The 11,653-nt window shown below is 55.3% G+C and carries 14 protein-coding genes; all 14 read left to right on the plus strand.

Annotated elements, in window-relative coordinates; translation table 11 throughout:
* The first annotated feature begins 47 nt into the window (after positions 1–47).
* A complete protein-coding gene (locus DQX05_RS15585) occupies positions 48–434 on the plus strand; it encodes an urease subunit beta (protein ID WP_119794478.1) in 387 nt (128 codons plus the stop codon).
* The gene (gene ureC, locus DQX05_RS15590) at positions 431–2,146 is read left to right on the plus strand and encodes an urease subunit alpha (RefSeq protein ID WP_119794479.1); all 1,716 of its coding nucleotides are present in this window, start codon (positions 431–433) and stop codon (positions 2,144–2,146) included. The genes DQX05_RS15585 and ureC overlap by 4 nt, the downstream gene beginning before the upstream one ends.
* Before the next feature lie 25 nt (positions 2,147–2,171).
* On the plus strand, positions 2,172–2,624 hold the full coding sequence (gene ureE / locus DQX05_RS15595; RefSeq protein WP_119794480.1) for an urease accessory protein UreE: 453 nt from the start codon (positions 2,172–2,174) through the stop codon (positions 2,622–2,624).
* Entirely contained in the window at positions 2,605–3,393 is a 789-nt protein-coding gene (locus DQX05_RS15600) for an urease accessory protein UreF (protein WP_119794481.1), read from the plus strand. Before ureE ends, DQX05_RS15600 begins: the two co-directional genes overlap by 20 nt.
* 49 nt (positions 3,394–3,442) lie before the next feature.
* Positions 3,443–4,054 (plus strand): urease accessory protein UreG, encoded by a 612-nt coding sequence (gene ureG, locus DQX05_RS15605; protein ID WP_119794482.1) that lies wholly within the window; start codon positions 3,443–3,445, stop codon positions 4,052–4,054.
* On the plus strand, positions 4,002–4,877 hold the full coding sequence (locus DQX05_RS15610) for an urease accessory protein UreD (protein WP_259392022.1): 876 nt from the start codon (positions 4,002–4,004) through the stop codon (positions 4,875–4,877). The genes ureG and DQX05_RS15610 overlap by 53 nt, the downstream gene beginning before the upstream one ends.
* 127 nt (positions 4,878–5,004) lie before the next feature.
* On the plus strand, positions 5,005–5,268 hold the full coding sequence (locus tag DQX05_RS30335; protein WP_147385194.1) for a hypothetical protein: 264 nt from the start codon (positions 5,005–5,007) through the stop codon (positions 5,266–5,268).
* A 382-nt stretch (positions 5,269–5,650) separates the two neighbouring features.
* Positions 5,651–6,370: an SDR family NAD(P)-dependent oxidoreductase gene (locus tag DQX05_RS15615; RefSeq protein WP_119794484.1), complete on the plus strand. Its 720-nt coding sequence runs from the start codon at positions 5,651–5,653 to the stop codon at positions 6,368–6,370.
* Positions 6,371–6,433: 63 nt separating this feature from the next.
* Positions 6,434–6,769: an antibiotic biosynthesis monooxygenase family protein gene (locus DQX05_RS15620; RefSeq protein ID WP_119794485.1), complete on the plus strand. Its 336-nt coding sequence runs from the start codon at positions 6,434–6,436 to the stop codon at positions 6,767–6,769.
* Positions 6,770–6,786: 17 nt separating this feature from the next.
* The gene (locus DQX05_RS30845; RefSeq protein ID WP_182914774.1) at positions 6,787–7,224 is read left to right on the plus strand and encodes a hypothetical protein; all 438 of its coding nucleotides are present in this window, start codon (positions 6,787–6,789) and stop codon (positions 7,222–7,224) included.
* 28 nt (positions 7,225–7,252) lie between these two features.
* Positions 7,253–8,947, plus strand: a complete 1,695-nt coding sequence (locus tag DQX05_RS15630; protein ID WP_119794486.1) for a M3 family oligoendopeptidase — start codon at positions 7,253–7,255, stop codon at positions 8,945–8,947.
* A 177-nt stretch (positions 8,948–9,124) separates the two neighbouring features.
* On the plus strand, positions 9,125–9,574 hold the full coding sequence (gene tsaA / locus DQX05_RS15635; protein WP_119794487.1) for a tRNA (N6-threonylcarbamoyladenosine(37)-N6)-methyltransferase TrmO: 450 nt from the start codon (positions 9,125–9,127) through the stop codon (positions 9,572–9,574).
* Between the two features lie 135 nt (positions 9,575–9,709).
* A complete protein-coding gene (locus tag DQX05_RS15640) occupies positions 9,710–10,513 on the plus strand; it encodes a lipid II flippase Amj family protein (protein WP_373994923.1) in 804 nt (267 codons plus the stop codon).
* Between the two features lie 135 nt (positions 10,514–10,648).
* On the plus strand, positions 10,649–11,581 hold the full coding sequence (locus DQX05_RS15645; RefSeq protein ID WP_119794488.1) for a carbohydrate deacetylase: 933 nt from the start codon (positions 10,649–10,651) through the stop codon (positions 11,579–11,581).
* Positions 11,582–11,653 lie beyond the last annotated feature (72 nt).

An 11,653-nucleotide genomic window follows, 5' to 3' on the forward strand; every position in this document is an offset into this window, starting at 1 on the left:
ATGGAAATGCCGCTTGTATCCTGTTCACGTTGAAGGAGGAGTAACGCTTGAAACCAGGTGAATTTATTTTACGGGGCGATGAAATCGTTTGCAATGAGGGGCGCAGCCCGATTACCGTCTCGGTGCTGAATCTCGGCGATCGGCCGATTCAAGTCGGATCGCATTTTCATTTCTATGAAGCGAACAGCGCATTTCAATTTGAACGGGAGCTGGCCTACGGCATGCATCTCAATATTCCGTCGGGCGCAGCCGTCCGCTTCGAGCCAGGGGACCGGAAGGATGTTGAGCTCGTGCCATTTACGGGAACGCGACATGTATATGGTTTGAACAACAAGACGGATGGATCGCTGGATGAGCGGGTCGTATTGAATACGATTGGCAAAGATTTCGAGCAGCGTGAGTCCGAGACAAAGAAGAAGGAGACATTATCATGAGTTTTCGCATGAGCAGGCGCCAGTATGCGGACATGTACGGACCAACGGTCGGCGATGCGGTCCGCTTGGCGGATACGGATTTGTTCATCGAGATTGAGAAGGACTTCACTCGATACGGGGATGAGGCGAAGTTCGGCGGCGGCAAGTCGATCCGCGACGGAATGGGCCAGCATCCGCTGATTACCCGCCATGAGGGCGCGATGGATCTGGTGATCACGAACGCAATTATCGTCGATTATACAGGCATCTATAAAGCGGATATCGGGATCCGCGACGGAAAAATCGCCGGAATCGGTAAGAGCGGCAATCCGCTCGTCATGGATGGGGTCGATCTGATTATCGGGGCGAGCACGGAAATTCTCGCCGCTGAGGGGCTGGTTGTCACGGCGGGGGGCATTGATACGCATGTTCATTTTATTAATCCGGCGCAGGTCGAGCATGCTCTGGCCTCCGGCTTAACGACCTTGATCGGAGGCGGCACCGGCCCGGCTGAGGGCTCGAAGGCGACGACCTGCACCCCGGGGCAATGGAACATGCACCGGATGCTGGAAGCCTCTGAAGGGCTGCCTATCAATGTCGGCTTCCTGGGCAAGGGAAGCGGAGCAACGGAGGAGCCGATGGCTGAACAGATTCGTGCCGGAGCCATCGGCTTGAAGGTGCACGAGGATTGGGGAGCGACGGCATCCGCCATTGATCATGCGCTTCGTGTCGCTGACAAATATGACGTTCAGGTCGCACTCCACTCTGATACGCTTAACGAGGGCGGGTTCGTGGAAGATACGATTGCCGCCATCCGCGGCCGCATCATTCACACGTATCATACCGAGGGCGCCGGCGGGGGCCATGCGCCGGACATGATCAAAATGGCCGGCCTCGCCAATGTTCTGCCGAGCTCGACCAATCCGACCCGCCCGTTCACGGTAAATACGGTGGACGAGCATCTGGATATGCTGATGGTCTGCCACCATCTCGTTCCGAGCGTGCCGGAGGATGTGTCCTTCGCGGATTCCCGGATTCGCGCCGAGACGATTGCGGCGGAAGATATTTTGCATGATATCGGCGTATTCAGTATGGTTAGCTCCGATTCGCAGGCGATGGGCCGCGTCGGGGAAGTTGTCACGCGGACGTGGCAGACGGCGGACAAGATGAAGAAGCAGCGCGGCAAGCTGGCAGAGGATGCCGGCATGGTAGGAGACAACTACCGGGTGAGACGGTACGTGGCGAAATATACGATTAACCCGGCACTGACGCATGGCATCGCTGATTACGTCGGTTCGATCGAAGTCGGGAAAATGGCTGATCTGGTGCTGTGGAACCCGGCCTTTTTCGGAGTGAAGCCGGAGCTTGTGTTGAAGAATGGCTTCGTCGTCATGAGCTTGATGGGGGACGCCAATGCCTCGATTCCGACGCCGCAGCCGTATAATTACCGCCCGATGTATGCGGTGGTAGGCAAGGCGCTTGGCCGCAGCTCGGTTACCTTTATTTCCCAGGCGGCCCTTGACGAGGATGTGCCCGGGAAGCTGGGCCTGAACAAGATCGTACTGCCGGTGCGCGGCATTCGCCGCATCACGAAGTGGGATATGGCGTTGAACGGAGAGACGCCGGATATTTTCGTCGATCCGCAGACCTATGAGGTGCGGGTGAACGGAGAACTGCTGACTTGCGAGCCGGTAGATGTGGTGCCGATGGCGCAGCGGTATTTCTTGTTCTGACACATAACGAGGATGAGGTGAATCTATGATTATCGAACAAATCGCCGGCCGTTTGGCCGATTTGAGCCCCGAAGAGCGGACAGGCCGTCATATCGAAAAAGTATTTATGGCGAGCGAAGACATGTTGAAGACGATTCAACGGGTGACGACGGATCACGGCAACGAGATTGGTATTCGGCTCACGCAGCGGACCGAGCTCAAGGACGGAGACATTCTGTATATGGATGACAAAAATATGATCGTGATCGAAGTGATGCCGGATGATGTGCTTGTCATTCACCCCCGCTCGATCCGGGAGATGGGCGAGATCGCCCATAAGCTGGGCAACCGCCATTTGCCGGCGCAGTTCGAGGGTAATGCGATGGTCGTCCAGTATGATTATCTGGTGGAGGAACAGTTAACGCAGGACGGTATTCCTTTTGCCCGCGAGAACAAGAAAATGAAGAAAGCGTTTCGCCATGTCGGACATAAGCACTAGCTCGTTGTTCACGCTGCTGCAGTGGTGTGATTCGAACTTCCCGTCGGGCGCGTTCAATCATTCGTTCGGCCTCGAGACGTATATGCAGACCGGCGAAGTCACAGGCAAGGCGTCGTTCAAGCTCTGGTTGGAGGCGTATGTGCTCGAGCAGTTGGTATACAATGATCTGCTGGCTTGCCGTCTTGCCTATGAAGCGCTGGAGGGGAATGTGCTGAATGTAAATGAGCTGTATGCAAATGAACTGATGGGAGATGCGCTTGAGGCAAACGAGCCGGAGGATAATGAGCTGGAGGAAAATGAGCTGGAAGAGATATGGCGCCTGGATCGGCTGATGGCGATCCAGTGCATGCCGCGGGAAACGCGGGACGGCATTCGCCGTATCGGAGAGAGAATGGTGAAGCTGGCAACCGATCTGTACGATTCGCCAAATCTGGCGCAATACAGCAAGCGGCTGGCCGCAAAGGAATCGTTCGGGCATCCGGCCATAGCTTTCGCTATGATGGCATTCCACGTCGGCGTCGGGAAGGAAACGGCCGTCCTGTCTTGTCTGTACTCGTCCGTCTCCGGAATGGTGCAGAACGGGGTGCGGGCGATTCCGCTCGGCCAGACGGACGGGCAGAAGCTGCTCTGGGAGCTACAGCCGCTGCTTGAGCAGGCCGCACATCAGGTGCAGACGCTGACGATCGACGATCTCGGCGTCGTCGTGCCCGGTCTGGAATGCGCCCAGATGAGGCATGAGCAGCTTCATATCCGGCTGTTCATGTCCTGAGGGCAGCCTGGACGGAGGAGCAAATTTACATATAAGGAAGTGATGCAAGTTGAGTCTGATTAAAATCGGCGTAGGCGGCCCTGTAGGTGCAGGCAAAACGATGCTGGTCGAAAAGATCACTCGCAGAATGCAGGGGCAGTACAGCATGGCTGTTATCACGAATGATATTTATACGAAGGAAGACGCAAAGATTCTAATGCGCACCGGCGTTCTGCCGGAGGACCGAATTATCGGCGTGGAGACGGGCGGCTGCCCGCATACCGCGATTCGGGAGGATGCATCGATGAATTTCGCGGCGATCGATGAGCTGCTGTCCCGCCATCCGGATCTGGAGATCATCTTCGTCGAGAGCGGCGGCGACAATCTGGCCGCGACGTTCAGCCCCGAGCTCGTCGACTTCTCCATCTATATTATCGACGTGGCCCAGGGGGAGAAGATTCCGCGCAAAGGCGGACAAGGCATGATTAAATCCGATTTGTTCATTATTAATAAAACGGACCTGGCTCCTTATGTCGGCGCGGATCTGAAGGTGATGGAGGCGGACACGCTGATGTTCCGCGGCAATAAACCGTTTTTTTTCACGAATCTGAAGAATGAGCAGGGGCTCGATGAAGTCGTCGCCTGGATTGAAAAACATGCCCTGCTGTCCGGCTTGGAGTAAGATGGCGTCCTGGACAGGCCAACTGGAGCTGAAGGTTGAACATCGGGGCGGCCGTTCAGCCGCTTCCCGCCAATATCATCAGGGGGCATACAAAATCGCCCGTCCCATCTACCCGGACGGAAGCGGCCAAGTGTCTTATTATGTCATGAATCCGGGCGGTGGATATGTCGGCGGGGACCGGTACCGGATGGAGCTGGAGCTCGGGGAAGGCGCGTCCGCACTGATGACGACGCAATCGTCCACCAAAATCTATCGCACACCAAAGGAGCCGGTGTTCCAATTGACGCGCATCGCGCTGGAGGCAGGCAGCTACCTGGAGTGGCTGCCCGATTCGGTCATTGCCTACCGGGGCTCCCGGTACCGGCAGCAGACCGAAATCCGGATGGATCGAAGCGCAGCGCTTATTCTGGGAGAAATCGTAACCCCGGGCTGGTCCCCGGATGGAGCGCATTTCTCGTATGATGAGATTACGTTGAAGACGATGATTGAGATGGACGGGGTGCCCGTGCTGTTCGATCATCTGAGGCTGCGCCCCGGCGAGCAGCCGATTCGCGGACTTGGCCGCATGGACGGGCATACGCATGTCGGATCGCTGTTCGTCATCGGTCCGCTTGCGACCCACACGTTCATCGAGGAGTTGGCCGAGACGCTCGATCTGAACCGGATAGGCTGTATCGGGATGTCGGAGCTCATCATTCCCGGCTTCGGCGTCCGCATGCTGGGAGATTCGTCCCAGGCTATTGAGACGCTGTTCGGACGAATCGCCAATGCGGTGCGGGAGCGCTGGTTCGGTTGGGGGCCGATTTCCCTGCGCAAATATTGATTCCTATTCCAGGCTGTTCCATGTACAATGTACAAAGGAGCAGCCTTCTTCGTGCCGAGATAACCTGTTGGTTCAGGTGATTCTCTTCACATGAAAAGGATACATAGAGAAAGGTGGTACTGCTTCCATGAAGCCATTTATTTGTACATCATGCGAAAAACCGTTGAATGCGTCGCAATGGAGCAGCGACGGAAAATATAAGTCTTGTCCGAGCTGCAGCACGCGCAACGGAACGGAACACGTATTTTTCCCTTATCCCGACAGTTTCGGCACGACGCCAAAACGGGCTACGGCCGCTCACCCCGAAGGGCCGCAGAGCCACTGCACAAGCTGCCGCGGCACCGGGTCTTCCGCGGGCGAACCGATACTGTGCAGCGCCGTTGAGCGCTAGGGTGAATCAAGCCCGCCGGGCGAGTGACCGGCATTGCGGCCGCCGCCGTCGGCGTTGCTCCTTTTGGCCTTCTGCAACTGGATTCCTGCTCCGGTCCGCATGCAGAAGGCCGTCTAGCCCGGGAGTTCTCTGTTCCGCCCCCTTTTTAAACACCTGCCGTAAATCGCCCGTCTCTCCGTATTTCCCGCCAACGACAACTTTTTTGCATCCATTTTTTGATCAAATGTAATATTTGTCCGCCTCCTCCGATTAATTGGGGTATGAATCTTAAGGAGGAGGAAATGACATTCCGAATTTGGGTGAATATGGTACTGTAGAAGGAGATCATGCGAGTAGTAATAGTATAAAAGCGCTTAAATATATAATAAAAGGAGACTGACCATTGCGAAATTATATTATTTTCGGAGCCAGCAAAGGGCTGGGAGATGCTTTCGTCAAGGGGGTTCCCGAGCGGGGAGACCAAGTATGGATTGTATCCCGAAGCAGGCCGGACAGCATCGATTTGGTTGACGGCGTTCAAAAACACTGGATCGCGGCAGACTTGTCACAACAGGATGCCGTCAGCATCGTGGCAGAGGCAGTGAGGAGCGAGACGATAGATGTCCTTATTTATAATGTCGGGATATGGGAAAAAGAAGGCTTCGAGGGTCATTATAGCTTCGATCGGGATGAGCCGGCTGATATCGCCAATATCATTCAGGTGAATATCACCTCGACGATCACATGCATTCAAGCGTTGTTGCCGCATCTTAGACGGTCGCAAGCCGGCAAGATGATTTTGATTGGATCGACTGCAGGCCTGGATAACACGAATAATCCGCAGGTATCGTTCGTCGCTTCCAAATTCGGCTTGCGTGGCATCGCCCATGCCTTGCGGGAACATGTTCGTGAAGACGGGATTGCCGTCACCTGCATCAATCCGGGGGAGCTTGCCGCAGAAATCCCCTATGAAGAAGGCGCCGAAAAGGCGATTGCCGAATACGACGGCACACGGATTCCGGTTCAAGACATCGTTGCGCTAGTCAAGTGTATCGTAAATCTATCCAAAGTGGCTTGCATAAAAGAAATTCACGTTCCCGCGATAACTGATGTGAACGCTTGACAGCATTAGCATGTCGTGCAGCGGCGTGGAGGCGCATATAAGCAATAAGGAAGGGGTGAGAAGATGATTGTGCATATGACGACGTTCTATGTCAAGCCAGGAACGGCGAACGACTTCGAGAGCAGCTTTCGGGAAGCGTCGGCGATTTTGGCGGAGCGCCCGGGCTATATGAAGCACGAGCTCCATAAATGTGTGGAGGTTGCGGATAAGTACATTATGATCGTCCAGTGGAATTCGTTCAAGGATCATATGCCGGGCTTTACCGCATCGGAATCCTACCTAGAATGGAGCATTCTGTTGCAGCCCTTTTTTGAGCGCCCTCCTGTCGCGGAGCATTATGTCGGCATTAGACTGAAAAGAGACGGCCGGACGGCGGATGTGACGCAGGAAAGGAGCTGATGCGGAGAGGGCATAGGATGCTGCGAAGGCAATCGTTCATCAGATTTTGTCTTCATTTTATTTTGTATCCGCTTTCTTCGAGAACGGAAATGTTCAGTGAGGCGAGCAAGCCGAATGCGCGTTGGAGGAGAGCTTCTGTACATAAATCGATTGCATCGACGGGGCTGCTGCCGGACTTCCTGTACAAGGACGAGACAGACGGGCAATTCAAGCCGGTCAGCTACCGGAAATGGAATACCGATGACGGCAATTTCCTCGAATCGGAGCTGGACGGGGAGTATAATTACAACTCCTGCCGGACGCCACGGGGTCGTTCTTCAGAGAAGGGAACGCCGTGTTGGGCTTGTTTCATATCGTCGGTGGGTCAAGGCGAAGGGCGATTGGCGCGCCTGCATAAGTTTTCCTCCCTTAGGCATAGTAATCGGGGCGGGTTGTTCAGTATAATGGAGGAGTAAGACTACCTTTGAAAGGTTGTGTAAGGGCATGACATTTAGCGAGTATCGTTATGAGCGACCCGATATCGCGGAGATCGGCAAGCAGTTCAAGCAGCATCTGCAGGCATTCAACGCGGCGGAGAGCCTTGAAGAGCAGGATCGGGCCATGGAGGCCATCAACAAGCTGCGAAGCGTGTTCGATACCCAGATTCAGCTCGTCGGAATCCGTCATTCTATCGATACGAATGATGAGTTCTACAAGGCGGAGCAGGATTATATGGACGAGATCACGCCGATGTTCCAGGAATACATAACAGATTACTACAAGGCATTGACCGGATCTAAATTCCGGGCTGAGCTGGAACAGAAATGGGGCACCCAATTGTTCCAACTGGCGGAGCTGTCGGTGAAGACGTTCCATCCTGACATCATTGAAGATCTGCAGCAGGAGAACAAGCTGGCGACGGAATATAACAAGCTGATCGCATCGGCCAAGATTCCATTCGAAGGAGAGGAGCGCACGCTGGCGCAGTTGACGCCGTTCGAGCAGTCGCCGGATCGGGAATTGAGGCAGCGCGCGTTCGAAGCGCGTTACCAGTTCATGGCGGAGCATGAGTCGGAGTTCGACCGGATCTATGACGAGCTGGTGAAGGTGCGCACGAAGATGGCGAAGAAGCTGGGGTATGCGAACTTCGTGGAGATGGGTTATGCGCGGATGTGCCGCACCGATTATAATGCCGAGATGGTCGCCAACTTCCGCAAGCAGGTGTTGGATGGTATCGTGCCGATAGCGACCAAGCTGCGCGAGCGCCAGCGCAACCGGATTGGCGTCGATACGCTGCGCTTCTACGACGAAGGTCTCAGCTTCAAGACGGGGAATGCGACGCCGAAGGGCGATCCGGAGTGGATTATCGCGAACGGGGCGAAGATGTATGCCGAATTGTCGCCGGAGATGAACGAATTCTTCACGTTCATGATTGAGAACGGGCTGATGGATCTGGTCAGCAAAAAAGGCAAGCAGAGCGGAGGCTACTGCACCTATTTGAGCGAATACGGGGCGCCGTTCATTTTCTCCAACTTCAACGGAACTTCGGGCGATATCGATGTGTTGACCCACGAAGCCGGGCATGCCTTCCAAGTCTACGAGAGCAGACATTTCAAGGTGCCGGAATACAATTGGCCGACATTCGAGGCGGCCGAGATTCATTCCATGAGCATGGAGTTCTTCACTTGGCCATGGATGAACCTGTTCTTCGAAGAGGAGACGGAGAAGTATAAATTCGATCATTTGTCATCGTCCCTGCTCTTCCTGCCATACGGTGTATCGGTCGATGAGTTCCAGCATTTCGTCTACGAAAATCCGGACGCGACGCCGGCAGAGCGGAAAGCGGCTTGGCGCGATATCGAACGAAAATATTTGCCGCACCGAAATTACGAAGGCATTGATTACTTGGAGCGCGGCGGGTTCTGGCATAAGCAGGGACATATTTTCCAGATGCCGTTCTACTATATTGATTACACGCTGGCCCAAATCTGTGCCTTCCAGTTCTGGAAGCGCATGAATGAAGATTACAAGGCGGCATGGGCCGATTATTTGAAGCTGTGCCAATCTGGCGGCAGCCAGTCCTTCACCGGACTCGTCGCCGTAGCCGGCCTCATCTCGCCGTTCGAGGACGGATGCGTAGCTTCGGTCATCGGCGTTATCGAACAGTGGTTGAATGAGGTAGATGATACGAAGCTGTAGGCGCGGGACAATGGACTATCCGCGGGAATGGAAGACCACATGTGCGAAGAGCCCATGTGGTCTTTGTGTGTTGCAGGAGGGGGAACAGCTGGAACTTCCGCCATGACCCCGGACGAAATAATGGTATAATGTGATCGGTTCTTCGTGTTAGAGAAGGCGATGCAGGGAGGTAGTGAAATGAAGATCGAGCCAATAGGCATCGTTCATTCCGCCGTGAAGGAAGGGGTAGATGAGAACTGGGGGCCAGTTGTTGCCGAGATTCATCTGCGCCAGGAGTATGCGGACGGGCTCATTGGATTGCAGGAATTTTCTCATATCCTTGTCGTATATTATATGGATCGATCTACCTTCGATGCCGGCGGCGACCTGGTCCGCAGACCGCAGGGCCGCTCCGATATGCCGGACATCGGTATTTTTGCGCAGCGGGCGAAGCATCGGCCCAATCCAATCGGCATTACGTGCGCGAAGCTGATTGATATTGAAGGAGCGATCATTCGGGTGCAGGGGCTAGACGCGATAGACTATACGCCGGTGCTTGATGTGAAGCCGCATTTCCCGGCCTTCGACTCGCCCGCCAATCCGCAAGTACCGGCCTGGGTGAATAAGCTGATGGCGACTTATTTTTGACAATCGATGTTGGCGGAGAAGGAGGGTTCCGAGCCAGCGCGATATAACGGAGCTGTCCCGGGACGATCGTCAATAGCCGGGAAGCGGAAATTTGAGCAACCATGATGCATTTAATCTTATTGTCTGTTCGGAGTGATGCCGTTGACGTATACGCTAGTGATTGTGTTTATTCTTACTTTGGTTATTCATGCGTCCGAGACGCTGTCCTACTCGATCCGCTTCGCGGGTGTCCGGCTCGGCAAGCTCGCGGTCGCCTTGTCCCTGACCGGCATCGTCGTGCTCGTGGCGCGCACGGCCAACCTGATTCAAGCGCCGTTCACCGCCAATTTCATTGATTACGCCAAGCACCATCCGGAGTTCGATCCGCTGCCCTATCTGAGGTTCACGCTGGTGGCGGCTTCGGCCGGGACGCTGCTCGCGATCGCGGTATTCCCGACCTTCGTGCAGCTGTTCACGCGGATTATCGCTCGGCTGGAGGTGGCAGGCTCGATCCCGAAGCTGCTGTCTGGGGTTACGATCGGACAGTTGAGGCGGACGAAGAGCTACATCCGCAGACCGACCTGGTCCATGCTGGTCAGTCTTCGGTATTTGGGAATTCCGAAGCGGTTCATTCTGTTGAATATCGTGGTCACTGCGATCTATACGGTAGGCGTGCTCGCGTCACTGTATGCGGCCTATCTCGTTCCGGAGTTCAGTACGACCGCTTCCCAATCATCGGGGCTTATCAACGGAATGGCGACCATCTTGCTGACCATTTTCATCGATCCGCAGCTCGGACTGATTACGGATAAGGCGCTTCAGCATCCCGAAGAGCGCGGCCGGCTGGGCCGTATCTATGCGGTGCTGATGTTCTCGCGCTTCTTCGGCACCTTGCTCGCGCAGCTGCTGCTGGTCCCGGCGGCCTATTGGATCGCCTCTATCGTCCGGCTCATCAGTTGAGATCGCGACAAGGGCTTCGTAATTTTTCCAAGGAAAAGTTATCGTAATGCAGGAAACGTAAGGCAGTCTCCTGCGTATGACATGATGACAGGCAACGCGCCTGGTCACTACGCCAACAAAGGGGATACATAGAGCATGATAAGCATTCTGGGATATTCATCCGAAGACCGGATTCTGATTATACAGGCAGACGATGCGGGCCGATCCGCCGAAGCGAACGAGGCAGCGTTCGAGCTGCTGGAGAGAGGGGCGGTGACTTCCGCTTCGCTGATTACCGTCGCCGAGCATAGTCTGGCTGCCGCCAAGCGGGCCGTACCCGTAGCCGGTCAAGCTCCAGCGATTGGCATTCATCTGACACTGACGGGAGGCTACCGGCCGCGCTCGGCGCCGGATCGGGTTCCGACACTGCTGGACAATGGACGATTCCGCGACAGTGTCTCGCAGCTGGAGAAGCAGGGTGACCCCTATGAGGTTCGGCATGAACTGGCCAATCAGATTGAATGGGCCTTGAAGCAAGGGCTGCAGCCGACCCATCTTGACAGTCACCAAGGCAGCGTGTTGGGGTTGTTCACCGGCAATGACTTCCTTGATGTCATATTCGATCTATGCGACACGTATGAGCTGCCTTTTCTGCTGCCGCGCAACATTGTGCAGCAGTCCTTCCTGACCCAAGACCAACGGAGAAGGTTCGAATATATGATTCACGAGGCTGGGGAGCGAAATATTGCATTGATCGATGATCTGCTGCCTGACGCTTACGGGCTGGAGGAGGAAGAGACCTATGAGAGCTACCGTGAGGGTGTTGTCCGCGCCTTGGCGGAACTGAAGCCGGGGATTACCCAATGGACGCTTCATCCGGAACGGTTCTCTGCTCCGCCCTCTCTCCGGAAGCAGCAAGTGAAGCGGGAAATGGAATATCGTATCGCGTCCGACCCGGTCGTTCGGGAGGCGTTGGCCCGGGAAGGAATCAAATTGATGTCCTGGCAGCCGCTGCAGCAATGGCAGCACACGCAGGCTTCGGCAGCGAGCAGACGCTCCGGCCGCGGGAAGATACTGCGGTTCGGCTGAGGCCGGGTGCCGCCCGACGCGGCCGAACATAAAGGAGGTTCCCGGAATGCGGAACATCCGATATGGCACTGC

It is taken from the genome of Paenibacillus thiaminolyticus, assembly GCF_003591545.1.
In the GTDB taxonomy this organism is placed as follows: Bacteria; Bacillota; Bacilli; order Paenibacillales; family Paenibacillaceae; genus Paenibacillus_B; species Paenibacillus_B thiaminolyticus_A.